General features: G+C 57.3%; 16 protein-coding genes. 5 read left to right on the forward strand and 11 right to left on the reverse strand.

The genetic code is table 11. The features are described 5' to 3' along the window. Positions 1–166 precede the first annotated feature (166 nt). From FZF21_RS15660 to FZF21_RS15675, 4 genes are all read left to right on the forward strand, one after another. Positions 167–1,711, forward strand: a complete 1,545-nt coding sequence (locus FZF21_RS15660; protein WP_032671865.1) for a PTS transporter subunit EIIC — start codon at positions 167–169, stop codon at positions 1,709–1,711. Positions 1,712–1,723: 12 nt separating this feature from the next. Continuing rightward, positions 1,724–3,091 (forward strand): 6-phospho-alpha-glucosidase, encoded by a 1,368-nt coding sequence (locus tag FZF21_RS15665; protein ID WP_047736713.1) that lies wholly within the window; start codon positions 1,724–1,726, stop codon positions 3,089–3,091. Positions 3,092–3,180: 89 nt separating this feature from the next. Continuing rightward, positions 3,181–4,026, forward strand: coding sequence for a 3-mercaptopyruvate sulfurtransferase (sseA, locus tag FZF21_RS15670; protein ID WP_017383536.1), 846 nt, complete (start codon positions 3,181–3,183; stop codon positions 4,024–4,026). Next, positions 4,026–4,796 (forward strand): MurR/RpiR family transcriptional regulator, encoded by a 771-nt coding sequence (locus tag FZF21_RS15675; RefSeq protein ID WP_017692918.1) that lies wholly within the window; start codon positions 4,026–4,028, stop codon positions 4,794–4,796. Before sseA ends, FZF21_RS15675 begins: the two co-directional genes overlap by 1 nt. 17 nt (positions 4,797–4,813) lie before the next feature. On the opposite strand, the gene sseB is transcribed toward FZF21_RS15675, so the two are convergent. The 11 genes from sseB to trmJ form a co-directional block, all read right to left on the reverse strand. Continuing rightward, complete coding sequence (sseB, locus tag FZF21_RS15680) at positions 4,814–5,590, reverse strand: enhanced serine sensitivity protein SseB (RefSeq protein ID WP_023325069.1); 777 nt, start codon at positions 5,588–5,590, stop codon at positions 4,814–4,816. Between the two features lie 141 nt (positions 5,591–5,731). Further along, positions 5,732–7,018, reverse strand: coding sequence for an aminopeptidase PepB (gene pepB / locus FZF21_RS15685; protein ID WP_047736714.1), 1,287 nt, complete (start codon positions 7,016–7,018; stop codon positions 5,732–5,734). A gap of 61 nt (positions 7,019–7,079) precedes the next feature. Continuing rightward, the gene (gene iscX / locus FZF21_RS15690; RefSeq protein WP_003860650.1) at positions 7,080–7,280 is read right to left on the reverse strand and encodes a Fe-S cluster assembly protein IscX; all 201 of its coding nucleotides are present in this window, start codon (positions 7,278–7,280) and stop codon (positions 7,080–7,082) included. A gap of 1 nt (position 7,281) precedes the next feature. Next, positions 7,282–7,617, reverse strand: coding sequence for an ISC system 2Fe-2S type ferredoxin (fdx, locus tag FZF21_RS15695; protein ID WP_003860652.1), 336 nt, complete (start codon positions 7,615–7,617; stop codon positions 7,282–7,284). A gap of 1 nt (position 7,618) precedes the next feature. Further along, positions 7,619–9,469, reverse strand: coding sequence for a Fe-S protein assembly chaperone HscA (gene hscA, locus FZF21_RS15700; RefSeq protein WP_015572159.1), 1,851 nt, complete (start codon positions 9,467–9,469; stop codon positions 7,619–7,621). A gap of 14 nt (positions 9,470–9,483) precedes the next feature. After that, positions 9,484–9,999 (reverse strand): co-chaperone HscB, encoded by a 516-nt coding sequence (gene hscB / locus FZF21_RS15705; RefSeq protein ID WP_024908642.1) that lies wholly within the window; start codon positions 9,997–9,999, stop codon positions 9,484–9,486. Positions 10,000–10,075: 76 nt separating this feature from the next. Beyond that, the gene (iscA, locus tag FZF21_RS15710) at positions 10,076–10,399 is read right to left on the reverse strand and encodes an iron-sulfur cluster assembly protein IscA (RefSeq protein ID WP_003860659.1); all 324 of its coding nucleotides are present in this window, start codon (positions 10,397–10,399) and stop codon (positions 10,076–10,078) included. 13 nt (positions 10,400–10,412) lie between these two features. Beyond that, positions 10,413–10,799, reverse strand: coding sequence for a Fe-S cluster assembly scaffold IscU (iscU, locus tag FZF21_RS15715; protein WP_003860661.1), 387 nt, complete (start codon positions 10,797–10,799; stop codon positions 10,413–10,415). A gap of 24 nt (positions 10,800–10,823) precedes the next feature. Continuing rightward, positions 10,824–12,038 carry a cysteine desulfurase gene (iscS, locus tag FZF21_RS15720; protein WP_003860663.1) on the reverse strand — a complete coding sequence of 405 codons (1,215 nt, stop codon included), beginning with the start codon at positions 12,036–12,038 and terminating at the stop codon, positions 10,824–10,826. Positions 12,039–12,157: 119 nt separating this feature from the next. Beyond that, positions 12,158–12,649 carry a Fe-S cluster assembly transcriptional regulator IscR gene (iscR, locus tag FZF21_RS15725; protein ID WP_015572158.1) on the reverse strand — a complete coding sequence of 164 codons (492 nt, stop codon included), beginning with the start codon at positions 12,647–12,649 and terminating at the stop codon, positions 12,158–12,160. A gap of 234 nt (positions 12,650–12,883) precedes the next feature. Continuing rightward, a complete protein-coding gene (trmJ, locus tag FZF21_RS15730) occupies positions 12,884–13,609 on the reverse strand; it encodes a tRNA (cytosine(32)/uridine(32)-2'-O)-methyltransferase TrmJ (protein ID WP_015572157.1) in 726 nt (241 codons plus the stop codon). A 132-nt stretch (positions 13,610–13,741) separates the two neighbouring features. Between trmJ and suhB the strand changes: the two genes are divergently transcribed. Next, positions 13,742–14,545, forward strand: a complete 804-nt coding sequence (suhB, locus tag FZF21_RS15735) for an inositol-1-monophosphatase (RefSeq protein ID WP_003860668.1) — start codon at positions 13,742–13,744, stop codon at positions 14,543–14,545. The last annotated feature ends 210 nt before the right edge of the window (positions 14,546–14,755 follow it).

A 14,755-nucleotide genomic window follows, 5' to 3' on the forward strand; every position in this document is an offset into this window, starting at 1 on the left:
GCAGCCAAACCGTGATGGAACGGCGATCACAGCGCATAACGTAACATGTTACCTTTCGCGTCATTTGTTTTTAAAACAAGAAGATAGCTGGATAAGCTCGCATCAGGCCTGCTAGTTTTATGACCATGACGCACCCCGAGTGCGCGGTTCAATAAGAGAGAAAGCCATGAAACGAGCCGTGAACGCCCTACAAAATTTCGGAAAATCATTGTACGGACCTGTACTTATCTTACCCATCGTCGGCCTGTTTATCGCCTTCGGGAATGTGCTGGGTAACGGCAATCTGGCCGAGTACCTGCCGTTTCTCGGCCACCCGCTGATCCAGAGTGTCGGCCAGCTGATCGCCAAATCTGCCGTGTCGGTGCTGGTCAACCTGGCGCTGGTGTTTGCCGTCGGGATCCCCATTGGACTGGCAACACGAGACAAAGGCTACGCGGCGTTGATTGGGCTGGTGACCTTTATCGTATTCATTAACGCGATGAACGTGACGTTACAGCTTCAGGGAGAACTGGCCCCTGCGGAACAGATGAAAGCCGCCGGACAAAGCATGGTGCTGGGCGTCCAGGTGCTGGAGATGGGCGTTTTCGCCGGGATCCTGACCGGGGCGCTCTCCGGTTATCTGTACAACAAATATTCCGGTGTCCAGTTTAACGGCGCGATGGCGATTTACTCCGGTCACTGCTTTGTCGCGATTGTGATGCTGCCTGTCTCTATGCTGCTCGGCGTGGTCATGAGCGAACTCTGGCCGTACGCACAGCATGGAATAAGCGCTCTGGCGCTGGCGATCAAAGGGTCCGGTCCGTTTGGCGTGGCGATCTACGGTTTCCTTGAACGCATTCTGGTGCCGACGGGCCTGCATCATCTGGTCTATACGCCGTTCCTGTATACCGAACTGGGCGGTACGCAGGAGGTGTGTGGCGCAACCTATCAGGGCGCGCGCAATATCTACTTCGCCGAGATGGCCTGCCCGGACGTGAAGCAGCTCAGCAGCACCGTAGTGTGGGATGCGCGCGGCATCAGCAAAATGTTCGGCCTTCCCGCCGCCGCGCTGGCGATGTACATGACCGCGAAGCCAGAGCGTAAAGCGATTGCGAAAGCGATTTTGATCCCGGCGGCGCTGACCTCGCTGCTGGTCGGCGTAACCGAGCCGATTGAGTTCTCCTTCCTGTTTGTCGCCCCGCTTTTGTTCGTGGTGCATGCGGTGCTGACCGGTATCGGCATGATGCTGTTCTCGCTGTTTGGCGTTCACGCCATCGGCGCCAACGGGATTATCGATTTCATCCTCTACAACCTGCCGCTCGGCACGGAGAAGTCCAACTGGCCCATGTACATCGTGGTCGGGCTGATCATGTTCGCCCTTTATTTCGTGGTATTCCGCTTCCTGATCCTGCGCTTCAACATGAAAACGCCGGGGCGTGAAGATGAGGACCAGGAGACACGTCTTTACAGCAAGCAGGAGTACCAGGCGAAGGGCAATAACGACGAGCTGGGCGAATCCATCGTGGTGGGTCTGGGCGGTCGGGAAAATATAGAGGTAGTGGATAACTGCTACACCCGCTTACGCGTCACGGTGAAGGACGTCGACATCATCGACGAACCGCGCCTGAAAGCGACCGGCGCGAAAGGGGTTATCAAACAAGGTAACAACGTTCAGGTGGTCTACGGGCTGCATGTCAAAAAAATGCGAGAAGCCGTTGAGACGTTTCTCTGAAAGGAGCTAAAGATGTTTACACCCCCATTTATTCTGTCGATTGCCGGCGGCGGTAGCACCTACACGCCAGGTATTGTGAAAAGCCTGATGGTACGTCTGCATGATTTCCCTCTGGCAGAGATCCGCCTGTATGACATTGATGAGGCGCGCCAGAACACCATTGCGCCCGTGGTGGAGAAGGTTATTCGCGACCACAGCCAGAGCATCAAATTCACCGTCACCAGCGACCCGGAAGTGGCCTTCAGCGGCGCGCATTTTGTTTTTGCCCAGATGCGCGTCGGACAGTACAAAATGCGCGAGCAGGATGAAAAGATCCCGCTGCGCCACGGGGTGGTCGGCCAGGAAACCTGCGGACCCGGCGGGCTGGCATATGGCCTGCGTACTATCCTGCCGATGGTAGAGCTGATCGATCGGGTGGAACGCTACGCGCACGAAAAGGCGTGGATCGTGAACTACTCCAACCCGGCGGCGATTGTCGCTGAGGGCGTGCGTCGCCTGCGCCCCAACGCACGCGTGCTGAACATCTGCGATATGCCGGTTGCCGCGATGCGCAATATGGGCGCCATTATGGGCGTGGATCGCCATAAACTGGAGGTGGACTATTTTGGCCTCAACCATTTCGGCTGGTTTACCCGCGTGCGGGTGGACGGCGAGGACAAGCTGCCGGAGCTGCGTAAACATATCGCGAAGTTTGGCCTGCTGACGGAAGATGCCGCGAAAACCGACCCGCAGCACTCGGATCCGTCGTGGGTGAAAACCTGGCGCAACATCAAGCCGATTATGGATAACTTCCCGGAGTACCTGCCGAACCCGTATCTACAGTACTACCTGATGCCAAACCAGATTGTGGAGCATCAGAACCCTGACTATACCCGCGCCAACGAAGTGATGAACGGGCGTGAGAAAAAGCTGTTTGCCGCCGCCGAAGAGTACCAGCGCACCGGAATTTTACCGGACGCCTTCCACGTAGGTGTTCACGGCGAATTTATCGTCGATGTCGCCTGCTCACTGGCGTTCAACCTGCGCCAACGCCATCTGGTGATGGTGGAAAACCGCGGGGCGATTACCAACCTGCCGTACGATGCGGTGGTGGAAGTGCCTGCCTATATCACCTCCGAAGGGCCGGAGCCTGTCCGCGTGGGTCAGGTACCGCTGTTCCACCAGACGCTCCTGCAACAGCAGCTGGCCTCTGAACAGCTGCTGGTTGAGGCAACCATCGAAGGCAGCTACGAGAAAGCGTTGCAGGCGTTCACTCTGAACCGCACCGTGCCGACCATGGAGCACGCGAAAGCGATTCTGGATGAGATGATCGAAGCCAACCGCGACTACTGGCCTGCGCTGCAAAAGGCCTGGCAGGACGGTGAAGCGGTGAAAAAATAGGGGCTTGCTCGCGAGTTGAACGTGGTTAGCTTGTCGGTGTCAGAAAAAACACCGACAATCCTTTTTTACGGAAAAGAATGGAGGCAACCATGTCCACCTCATATTTTGTCGCTGCCGACTGGCTGATTGAGCACGGCGACGACCCGGAAGTTCAGATTATCGACGCGCGCATGGCCCCTCCGGGCCAGGAGCATCGTGACGTTCCCGCTGAATACCGTGCAGGGCACCTGCCTGGCGCGGTATTTTTTGATATCGAAGCCCTCTCCGATCACACCTCTCCCCTGCCGCACATGCTGCCTCGCCCGGAAGCGTTTTCCGTGGCGATGCGCGAGCTGGGCATCAGCAAAGATAAACATCTTGTTGTTTACGATGAAGGTAATCTGTTTTCCGCGCCGCGAGCGTGGTGGATGCTGAAAAACTTCGGCGTGGAAAAGGTATCGATTCTGGCGGGCGGACTTGCAGGCTGGAAGCGCGACGAACTACCGCTTCAGCAGGGTGACGTCACGCTGCCGGAAGGGGAATTTGATGCCACGTTTGACGCTAACGTGGTCAAGCGCCTGACCGACGTGCTGGTCGTGAGCCACGAAAACACGGCGCAAATCGTCGATGCGCGTCCCGCTCCACGTTTCAACGCAGAAGCGGACGAGCCGCGTCCGGGACTGAAACGCGGACATATCCCGGGGGCGCTGAACGTACCGTGGGGCGATCTGGTGTTTGAAGGCGAGCTGAAAACCACCGATGAATTGCGTGCCATTTTTGAACGTCAGGGCGTGGATTTGCATCGTCCGGTTATTGCCAGCTGCGGCTCCGGCGTGACGGCCTGCGTGGTGATCCTGGCGCTGGCAACCCTTGGCGCGAATGACGTGACTCTGTACGACGGCGCCTGGAGTGAATGGGGTGCACGGGACGATCTGCCGGTTGAACCGGCGAAATAATGGATAACCGCCTGGCAACGCTGTTAACGCGCGGATCGTCGCTGACCCGCGCGGAGTATCGCGTCCTCGCCCACCTCACTGAGCATCCATTGCTGGTGGGCAACATCACGGTGCGCGAGCTGGCGCAGGCGACATTTGTCTCTACCGCGACGATTATGCGGCTGTGTCAGAAGCTGGGGTTTAGCGGCTTTAGCGAGTTTATCTGGCACTGCAAGCAGTTGCTTTCTGACACGCCGCATATCACCGTACAGCCTGAGCAACATGCGGAAATGCCCGGGCTTTTTACCCGGTTCGTTGCCAACTATCAGCAGACCTTCCAGTGGGTCACTCAGGACAAACGCCAGCAGTTTGCCAGCCTGCTGCGCCAGAAAGAGAGCTTCTTTCTCTACGGCGCCGGGTTTTCGTACCTTTTTGCCGAGTACCTGACCAAGAAGTTGCAGGTGCTGGGAAAAACGGCGTTCATCTCCGGGCCGGGAGACAGCCGGAATATTTTTCTCAGCAACGCCGCGCGCTATCAGGTGTTTATTGCCGTTTCACGCAGCGGCGAAACGGAGCAGGTACTGGATAAAGCGCGGATCGCCAAAAACGTCGGCATGACGATCGTCGCGTTTACCCGCGCGTCGGCCAATACGCTGGCGGGTATGGCGGACGTGCATTTTGCCCTCTATGACGAAGCGGTACATTTCGCCGCCGAAGCCGCAGGGGTAACGTCGTTTGAGTCGAATCTGGTGCTGCTGATGGATTTACTGCTGCTGGAAGCAACGGGGTGAAGGTCACCCCGCCGTAATCAGATAATGCGGTTGGTCTTGAGATCGCGCAGGAAGCCGCCCCAGCGACGCTCGTAGAACGGGGTGATGTGCTCGGTAATAAAGTGGCTGATCCCCTTCTCACCTTTCTTCACCTGACAGATATCAATCGGCTCATCGCCCGGCAGGGTGTCGGTTGCCACGCTTCCCGCTGCCTGGATGATCTCGTCGATATCGCCGTCGGCCTCAATCCCTATCAGCAGAACAGGCTTTTCGTCAGCGCTCTCTTTGATGGAGCAGAGAAACGCGCGTTTTACCGGCTTGATGGTTTTAAACAGCGTGGTCAGGGAGTCAATCATCTGCGCGGGCGGCTCGGCCACTTCAGACAGCAGCAGCGTTTCGCCCCCTTCCAGCACCTCCTGAGTGCTGAGCGGGTTGCCCTCGTCACCAATCAGGTGGCTGATTTCGCGCGGAGTAAACTCTTTCCCGGTCGGCAGTTTGGCGTTGAGGAACAGCGTCTGCCCCAGGGTCATTTCGAACAACGTGCGCACCGGCATCACCACGAACGCCTGTTCGTCTTCTACCGCTTCCTGCAAGGCCTCGAGCGAAGTAAAGAACGGGATCACCGAGGTGCCGTCGTCTTTCTCCCAGTGCAGCAGATCCAGCGCGCTGTCTTCGACAACCTGCTCCCCTTCCGCCGCGGTGCCCGGCACCCAGACGGTGGATTCCAGCAGCGTGCGGAAAAAGGCCGGACGGTGGGCGGGTTCGGTCGCCGCCTGCTCCAGCAGGGTTTCTAATTCGTTTTTGGTTTCTGACATAGTTTGGCTACTTCAAAAAACGCCGGGTGGCGCTTCGCTTACCCGGCCTACAAAACCGTAGGCCCGTGCAAGCGCAGCGCCGCCGGGCAATACGATGACTCCGAAGGCGCGCGTAAGCGTAGCGCTACCCGGCAAAAAAGATCACTCAGCCGTCAGCAGGTTCGCCACGGTACGCACGCCCAGACCGGTCGCACCCGCAGACCACTGCTCAACCGCCGCTTTACGGTAGGTTGCGGAGCAGTCAATGTGCAGCCAGCCTTCATGGTAGTTCTCAACGAAGTGAGACAGGAAGCCTGCTGCGGTGCTTGCCCCCGCCGGGTACGCCGCGCTCGCGGTGTTGTTCAGCTCGGCGAAGTTAGACGGCAGCTGGCTGCGGTGGAACTCGGCCAGCGGCAGACGCCAGAACGGTTCGTTTTCCGCCGCCGCGCTGGCCAGCAGGCGAGCGGCCAGCTTGTCGTCGAAGCTGAACAGGGCGTGATAGTCGTTACCCAGCGCCGTTTTCGCCGCGCCGGTCAGGGTTGCCATGTCGATAATCAGCTCCGGCTTCTGCGCAGAGGCGTCGATCAGGCCATCGGCCAGCACCAGACGGCCTTCGGCGTCGGTGTTCATCACCTCAACGTTTTTACCGTTGCGGTAGCGAATGATGTCGCCCAGCTTGAAGGCGTTGCCGCTCACCATGTTGTCCGCGCAGCACAGGTAGAGCTTCACGCGCTTGTTCAGGCCGCGGGTAATCGCGAACGCCAGCGCGCCGGTGATGGTGGCCGCACCGCCCATGTCGGACTTCATGGAGTCCATGAACGCGCTCTGCTTCAGGCTGTAGCCGCCGGTGTCGAAAGTGATGCCTTTTCCGACCAGACAGGCAAAGACCGGCGCTTCTTTATCGCCGGTTGGGTTGTAATCCAGCGCCAGCAGGACCGGAGGACGCTCGGAGCCACGGCCCACGGTGTGGATGCCCATGTAGTTCTGCTCGCGCAGGTCTTCACCTTTGGTGATGCGGTAAGACATCTTGTCGCCCGCCACGCCGCACAGCAGGTCGACGGCGCGCTGCGCCAGCTGCTCAGGGCCTAACTCTTCCGCCGGGGCGTTGATGGTGTCGCGCACCCAGTCGATGATTTGCAGGCGGCTTTCCAGCTCTTTCTGACCGGCTTCGTCGAGGTTCGCCCACTCGATTTTGCGGGTGCCTTTCGGCCCTTTGTAGCCTGCCCAGAACGCCCAGCTGCGGTCGGTGTCCCAGCCTTCGCCTTCCAGCGACACATGCTTAATGCCAAGGCCGTCAATTTTACGCGCGGCGCGCTGGATCAGGCCCAAATCATCATTGCCCGTCAGGTGCAGGGTAATACCGTCGTTGTTGATGCTGTAGGTGGCTTTTTCGCCCCAGCGTGCGTCGGCTGGCTGCGTGGAGAGCGTAATCTTCATCGCTTCGGTCATTTTATTTATCCTTATTAGCAACTAGCAAACGGGCCGCCTGAAGGCAGCCCGTTTATGTTATCTATTCTGCTTCATCTAACCAGACTAACAGAATCGCCTCCAGAATTTTTTCATTGGATGCGTTTGGATCGTCGTCAAAATCTTCCAGATCGCAAATCCACTGATGCATATCGGTGAATCGTACGGTCTTCGGATCGAGATCCGGGTTCGCGTCGTAGAGCGCCTCGCCGATTTCACGGCTGTCTGTCCACTTCAGTCCCATATCAATGCTCGCGTGCGTGGTTGATGGTGTAACGTGGGAACTCCACGACCAGATCTTCATCGGTCACCGCGGCCTGACAGCTTAAGCGGCTGTCGGGCTCCAGACCCCATGCTTTGTCCAGCATGTCGTCTTCGTCTTCGGTGCTCTCTGCAAGAGAGTCGAAACCTTCACGCACGATGCAGTGGCACGTTGTGCAGGCACAGGATTTTTCACAGGCGTGTTCCACTTCGATACCTGCACGCAGGGCAACATCGAGAATGGTTTCACCGGTCTTCGCTTCCAGAACAGCGCCATCCGGACAGAGGTCCGCATGAGGCAAAATTACAATCTTTGGCATATTAAACCTCGTCCACGGACTGGCCTTTCAGCGCGACGCGGACAGATTTGTCCATGCGGCGAGCAGCGAAGTCCTGGGTTTGTTTATCAACGTTTTTAATGGCTTCTTCTATTGCGTCAGCGTCATTGCCTTCGGCGACTGCGCTTAAGCGCGCGGCAGCGTCGTCAATCACCTGGCGCTCAGCGGCGCTTAACAGCGCGGCATCGGCAGCGAGCGCGCCGTTCAGGCTTTCCAGCACGCGTGCGGCTTCCACTTTTTGTTCGGCCAGCATACGCGCCTTCACATCCTGCTCGGCGTAGCTCATTGAGTCCTGAATCATGGAGGCGATTTCGCCATCGGTCAGGCCGTAGGACGGCTTCACCTGGATGGACGATTCCACGCCGGTCGATTTTTCCATCGCCGTGACGCTCAGCAGGCCGTCCGCATCCACCTGGAAGGTAACGCGAATATGCGCCCCGCCCGCCGGCAGCGCAGGAATTCCGCGCAGCGCAAAGCGCGCCAGAGAGCGGCAGTCCTGCACCAGCTCGCGCTCGCCCTGCATCACGTGGATGGACATCGCGGTCTGGCCGTCTTTGAAGGTAGTAAACTCCTGCGCGCGCGCCACCGGAATGGTGGTGTTACGCGGAATGACTTTCTCCACCAGGCCGCCCATGGTTTCTAAACCCAGAGACAGCGGGATGACGTCCAGCAGCAGCATTTCGCTGTCCGGCTTGTTGCCGACCAGGATATCGGCCTGGATAGCGGCGCCCACGGCAACCACTTTGTCCGGGTCGATAGAGGTCAGCGGCGTGCGGCCAAAGAATTCGCCCACGCGCTCGCGCACCAGCGGCACGCGGGTTGAGCCGCCAACCATGACCACTTCCAGCACCTCGCTGGCCTCCACGCCCGCATCTTTCAATGCGCGACGGCAGGCCAGCAGGGTACGCTTAACCAGAGGCGCGATCAGTTCGCTGAACTGATTGCGGGTGATCTCACCCTGCCAGCCCGCAACGTTAACCGTGACCGATTGCGCGTCGCTCAGGGCGATTTTGGCGTCGATGGCCGCATCCAGCAGTTCACGCTGTACGCGCGCATCGCTGCGATCGCTGATGCCCGCCTGCTCGCGGATGTAGTCTGCCAGCAGATGGTCGAAGTCATCGCCGCCGAGCGCGGAATCCCCGCCGGTCGCCAGCACTTCAAACACGCCGCGGCTCAGGCGTAGAATCGAGATATCAAAGGTTCCGCCGCCGAGGTCGTAAACCGCAATCACCCCTTCCTGACCGGAATCGAGGCCGTAGGCAATGGCCGCCGCCGTCGGTTCGTTCAGCAGACGCAACACGTGCAGGCCCGCCAGACGCGCGGCGTCCTTGGTGCCCTGACGCTGTGCATCGTCAAAGTAGGCCGGAACGGTGATCACCACGCCGTCGAGATCGCCGCCGAGCGTCGCCGTGGCGCGCGCCGCCAGCGCTTTAAGGATGTCAGCAGAAACGCGAATCGGGTTCAGCAGACCGGCAGACGTTGCGATCATCGGCAGGCCGTTTTCGCTGGCCTGAAGCTGATACGGCAGATGCGGGTAACGGGTCTGGATATCAGCCAGCGAGCGGCCCATCATGCGCTTAACCGAGCTGATGGTATTGGCCGGATCGCGCGCGGCGTTAGCGCGGGCATCAAACCCGACCGCGTGACCCTGCTGCTGGTAGTGGACCACGGAAGGCAGCAGATGGCGGCCCTGCTCGTCAGCCAGCGTTTCCGCCTGGCCGCTACGCACGGTCGCCACGAGAGAATTGGTGGTGCCCAGGTCAATACCGACCGCCAGACGACGCTGGTGCGGTGCGGCGCTTAAGCCAGGCTCACTAATTTGTAATAAGGCCATAATTGCTTCCGAAATTAAAAATCGAGCAGCTTTTCTTCGAGTTGTTCAGCACTGCTTCGCAGTTTATCGAGAAAACGGAGTTTGCGCACAGTGTCTGCCGCCACGTCCCAGGTCTCGTTGTTCAGTTGCTCCACCATCTGCTGATGGCGGGTATCGAACATGCCCTTTACGCGCGTGATAAAGCTTTCCAGACGCGCTTCGTCTTTAGCCTGTTCAATTTCATCCAGCTCTTCGCGAAGCTCCAGCTGTTCCATCAGAAAGGCGGTGTCGCGCACGGTATGCTGTTCGCTCGCCAGATCGAAACCGTGGAGCGAGAGCAGATATTCTGCACGCGCCAGCGGATGACGCAGCGTTTGCCAGGCCTGGTTGATGGTTGCGGAGTGTGATACCGCGGCCAGCTGCTCTGCCTGCGTCCCGCTGGCGAATTTATCCGGATGGTACTGACGCTGGAGATCCTGAAAACGGATCGTCAGCGCCTGGAGATCGATCGGGTATTGAGCGGGTAGTCCGAAGAGAGTGAAGTAATCCATAACAATCTCAGGGGTAGCCTGTTAGAACAAACCCCACGCGTAGCAAAGCCACGGTGGGGTTTCGGATGACGCGCGGTTAAACGTGGAAGCTTTCGCCGCAACCACACTCGTCTTTGACGTTCGGGTTCGTGAATTTGAACCCTTCGTTCAGGCCTTCTTTTACGAAGTCCAGCTGAGTGCCGTTGAGAAATTGCAGGCTTTTGCCATCGACCACCACCTTCACGCCTTTGTCTTCAAACACGGTGTCATCAGACGCCGGTTCGTCAACAAACTCCAGTACGTAAGCCATACCAGAACAGCCGGAGGTACGTACGCCCAGTCGCAGGCCAAAGCCTTTACCACGGTTCGCCAGAAAAGAGCTTACTCGCGCGGCAGCGCTGTCGCTAAGGGTAATCGACATACTCAAACCTCAATTATTTTGCTTCACGTTTGCTTTTGTAATCCGCAATGGCGGCTTTGATCGCGTCTTCTGCCAGAATTGAGCAGTGAATTTTCACCGGCGGCAGTTCGAGTTCTTCAGCAATATCCGTGTTCTTGATTGCCTGTGCTTCGTCCAGAGACTTGCCCTTCACCCATTCGGTGACCAGGGAGCTGGACGCGATAGCTGAACCGCAGCCGTAGGTCTTGAAGCGCGCGTCTTCAATGATACCTTCATTGTTGACTTTAATCTGCAACTTCATCACGTCGCCACATGCCGGTGCACCGACCATGCCGCTACCGACAGATTCATCGCTGTTGTCAAAAGAGCCAACGTTGCGCGGGTTCTCGTAATGATCGATAACTTTTTCGCTGTATGCCATGATTGAATTCTCCTTATGTACCGATTAGTGATGTGACCATTCAATGCTGTTCAGATCCACGCCCTGCTTGAACATTTCCCACAGTGGAGAAAGGTCGCGCAGACGGCCAATGGAGTTACGAACCAGCTTGATGGTGTAGTCAATCTCTTCTTCGGTAGTAAAACGACCTAAAGAGAAACGGATAGAGCTGTGTGCCAGCTCGTCAGTCATGCCCAGCGCGCGCAGCACGTAGGATGGCTCCAGGCTTGCAGACGTACAGGCAGAACCGGAAGAAACCGCCAGGTCTTTCAGCGCCATGATCAGCGACTCGCCTTCAACATAGTTGAAGCTGACGTTGAGGATGTTTGGCGCGCCCTGCTCGAGATCGCCGTTCAGATACACTTCTTCCATATCTTTCACGCCGTCCCACAGACGGTTACGCAGCGTACGCAGGCGTGCCATCTCGGTTTCCATCTCTTCTTTCGCGATGCGATACGCTTCGCCCATGCCCACGATCTGGTGAACAGGCAGCGTACCGGAACGCATGCCGCGCTCGTGACCACCGCCGTGCATCTGTGCTTCGATGCGGATACGTGGCTTACGACGAACGTACAGCGCGCCGATGCCTTTCGGACCATAGATTTTATGACCGGAGAAGGACATCAGATCCACTTTCAGCTGGCTCAGGTCGATAGGCAGTTTGCCCACGCTCTGGGTCGCATCCACGTGGTAGATGATGCCGCGCGCACGGCACATTTCGCCGATGGTCGCGATGTCCTGCACAACGCCGATTTCGTTGTTAACGTGCATGATGGAAACCAGAATGGTGTCATCGCGCATCGCCGCTTCGAGCTCTTTCAGGTCGATGATCCCGTTGCTCTGTGGCGCCAGGTAAGTTACTTCGAACCCTTCACGCTCCAGCTGACGGCAGGTGTCCAGCACGGCTTTGTGTTCGGTTTTGCTGGTGATGATGTGCTTGCCTTTTTTCTGATAAAAGTTGGCTGCACCTTTGATCGCCAGGTTGTCGGATTCGGTCGCACCGGAGGTGAAAACAATTTCACGCGGATCGGCACCGACCAGGTCAGCAATCTGATTACGGGCGATATCAACCGCCTCTTCAGCATGCCAGCCAAAACGGTGAGAACGGGAAGCTGGGTTACCAAAGTTTCCGTCCAGGGTCAGACACTGCATCATTTTCTCGGCAACACGCGGGTCCACCGGCGTGGTTGCGGAGTAATCGAGATAAATCGGTAATTTCATTGCTCTATAAACTCCGTACATCGCTTCAATGCAAGGAATCAGGCAACCGGCTGGATGTACGACCGAGTACACGGGGCGAGCTAACGCCCCGGCCTGATTCTGAAATACTTATCTTTTTATTACGCGCGCAGTTTAACGTCGATAGCGTCCTGCGAACGGGTGCTGCGCTGTGATTCATGGCTTTGCTGACGACCCGACACGTCCAGAACTTCCTGGTTATTCACCAGTTCACCCAGGGTGATGTTGTTCAGGAAGCCGGTCAGACGGTCGCTCAGATCGCGCCACAGCGCGTGGGTCAGGCACTTATCGCCGCCCTGGCAGCCGCCTTTACCCTGGCAACGGGTCGCGTCGACGGATTCGTCAACGGCGCTAATCACTTCGCCAACCGCAATACTGCCTGCGTCTTTACCCAGCAGATAACCGCCGCCCGGGCCACGAACGCTGGACACCAGTCCATTTTTACGCAGTCTGGAGAACAGCTGTTCCAGGTAAGAGAGGGAGATCCCTTGTCGTTCAGAAATATCAGCCAACGGAACCGGGCCCGCTTCGGAGTTGAGCGCAACGTCCAGCATCGCGGTCACGGCATAACGCCCTTTAGATGTCAGTCTCATGTCTTACTTAACCTCAAACTCGCCCCTGCCCGGGGTTTTTTATTGTAAAATGGGGGTATTGCATAGCAGGGCCAAGTCTGACATTCCTGACTAAATTGGTCAACTATTTACTTGACTGTTTTAGTCAGGTATTTAACCTTCTGTGCCGTATTTTGCCCGGCGGCGCTGCGCTTGCACGGGCCTACGGGCTTTGTAGGCCGGGTAAGCGAAGCGCCACCCGGCGAACAGACGACACTATTCCTTATTCTTCTGCTCAATCGACGCCAGAATCCCGCGCAGGATGTTCAGCTCCTGGCTTTCCGGACGCGCGCGGGTGAACATACGGCGCAGCTTGTTCATCACCTGGCCCGGGTGGCCTTCACGGATAAAGCCGGTTGAGAGCAGCGTCTGCTCCAGATGACCGTAGAAGCGCTCGAGGTCGTCCACCAGCGGGTAGGCCGTCTCTTCTTTAGGTTCGACCGGTTTCTCCTGCGTCGCCAGCCATGCCATGCGCACTTCGTAGGCAATAACCTGCACCGCCATCGCCAGATTCAGCGAGCTGTATTCCGGGTTGGCGGCAATCGCCACGTGATAGTGGCACTTCTGTAATTCCTCGTTGGTCAGGCCAACACGTTCACGGCCAAACACCAGCGCAACCGGCGCCTGTTCCGCTTCTGAGATGCTTTTCAGGCCGCATTCGCGCGGGTCCAGCATCGGCCAGGGCAGCGTACGGGAGCGCGCGCTTGTCCCCACCACCAGGCTGCAACCGGCCAGGGCTTCATCCAGGGTGTCCACGATCTGCGCATTCCCGATCACGTCGCTGGCGCCGGCCGCCAGAGCAATAGCCTGAGAGTCTGGTTTCACCAGCGGATTCACCAGCCACAGGTTCGTTAAGCCCATGGTTTTCATAGCGCGGGCCACAGAGCCCATGTTGCCGGTGTGCGATGTTTCGACCAGCACGATTCGAATGTTTTGCAGCATAATTTTTAAATGTCTGGATTCAGTGTCTGAAGAATATTCGGGCATATTATCATAAACGAGAGACATAATCCGATCCCGCTGCTATACTCTGCGCCGATTTTCCTGTTCTTTAACATCCAGTGAGAGAGACCGATGCATCCGATGCTGACCATCGCCGTGCGCGCAGCGCGCAAGGCGGGTAATGTAATTGCCAAACACTACGAAACCCCAGACTCCGTAGAAACCAGCCAGAAAGGCAGCAATGATTTCGTGACGAACGTCGATAAAGCCGCAGAAGCGATTATTATCGAAACGATTCGCAAATCTTACCCGCAGCACACCATCATCACCGAAGAAAGCGGTGAACATGAAGGTACCGATCAGGATGTTCAATGGGTTATCGATCCACTGGATGGCACCACCAACTTCGTCAAACGCCTGCCACACTTCTCTGTGTCTATCGCAGTACGCATCAAAGGCCGTACTGAAGTTGCCGTTGTTTACGATCCAATGCGTAACGAACTGTTCACCGCAACCCGCGGTCAGGGCGCGCAGCTGAACGGCTACCGTCTGCGTTGCAGCAATGCACGCGATCTGGACGGCACGATTCTGGCGACCGGCTTCCCGTTCAAGGCGAAGCAGCACGCAACCACTTATATGAATATCCTGGGCAAGCTGTTCACCGAATGCGCGGACTTCCGTCGCACCGGCTCTGCTGCACTGGATCTGGCCTACGTGGCGACCGGCCGCGTTGACGGTTACTTTGAGCTGTCTCTGAAGCCGTGGGACTTTGCGGCGGGCGAGCTGATCGCTCGTGAAGCTGGTGCGATTGTTTGCGACTTCACCGGCGGCCATAACTATATGTCTACCGGCAACATCGTTGCAGGTAACCCGCGCGTTGTTAAAGCCATGCTGGCAAACATGCGTGATGAACTGAGCGATGCGCTGAAGCGTTAATCCCGGTAACTGCACTCAGCGGCTATTTCCCCAATGCTGTCTGTGTTTATAAATCCCCGATATTCATCATCGGGGATTTTTTTATTAGTCGTTCCTGTTACGCCTAAATAACCATCAGTATTTACTCTGTAATTTGATTTATAGCAGATTGCCTTTTCGTTTTTATCATTACGATACTTCTTGACTAAACGCCTCACTCAGGAAAAATAA

The sequence above is a fragment of the Enterobacter sp. LU1 genome (assembly GCF_008271405.2).
Classification (GTDB): Bacteria; Pseudomonadota; Gammaproteobacteria; order Enterobacterales; family Enterobacteriaceae; genus Enterobacter; species Enterobacter hormaechei_C.

Bases quoted from the DNA above. Each gene is read 5' to 3' on its own strand.
- FZF21_RS15660 (WP_032671865.1), top strand. From the start codon at position 167: ATGAAACGAGCCGTGAACGCCCTACAAAATTTCGGAAAATCATTGTAC.
- FZF21_RS15665 (WP_047736713.1), top strand. From the start codon at position 1,724: ATGTTTACACCCCCATTTATTCTGTCGATTGCCGGCGGCGGTAGCACC.
- sseA (WP_017383536.1), top strand. From the start codon at position 3,181: ATGTCCACCTCATATTTTGTCGCTGCCGACTGGCTGATTGAGCACGGC.
- FZF21_RS15675 (WP_017692918.1), top strand. From the start codon at position 4,026: ATGGATAACCGCCTGGCAACGCTGTTAACGCGCGGATCGTCGCTGACC.
- sseB (WP_023325069.1), bottom strand. From the start codon at position 5,590: ATGTCAGAAACCAAAAACGAATTAGAAACCCTGCTGGAGCAGGCGGCG.
- pepB (WP_047736714.1), bottom strand. From the start codon at position 7,018: ATGACCGAAGCGATGAAGATTACGCTCTCCACGCAGCCAGCCGACGCA.
- iscX (WP_003860650.1), bottom strand. From the start codon at position 7,280: ATGGGACTGAAGTGGACAGACAGCCGTGAAATCGGCGAGGCGCTCTAC.
- fdx (WP_003860652.1), bottom strand. From the start codon at position 7,617: ATGCCAAAGATTGTAATTTTGCCTCATGCGGACCTCTGTCCGGATGGC.
- hscA (WP_015572159.1), bottom strand. From the start codon at position 9,469: ATGGCCTTATTACAAATTAGTGAGCCTGGCTTAAGCGCCGCACCGCAC.
- hscB (WP_024908642.1), bottom strand. From the start codon at position 9,999: ATGGATTACTTCACTCTCTTCGGACTACCCGCTCAATACCCGATCGAT.
- iscA (WP_003860659.1), bottom strand. From the start codon at position 10,399: ATGTCGATTACCCTTAGCGACAGCGCTGCCGCGCGAGTAAGCTCTTTT.
- iscU (WP_003860661.1), bottom strand. From the start codon at position 10,799: ATGGCATACAGCGAAAAAGTTATCGATCATTACGAGAACCCGCGCAAC.
- iscS (WP_003860663.1), bottom strand. From the start codon at position 12,038: ATGAAATTACCGATTTATCTCGATTACTCCGCAACCACGCCGGTGGAC.
- iscR (WP_015572158.1), bottom strand. From the start codon at position 12,649: ATGAGACTGACATCTAAAGGGCGTTATGCCGTGACCGCGATGCTGGAC.
- trmJ (WP_015572157.1), bottom strand. From the start codon at position 13,609: ATGCTGCAAAACATTCGAATCGTGCTGGTCGAAACATCGCACACCGGC.
- suhB (WP_003860668.1), top strand. From the start codon at position 13,742: ATGCATCCGATGCTGACCATCGCCGTGCGCGCAGCGCGCAAGGCGGGT.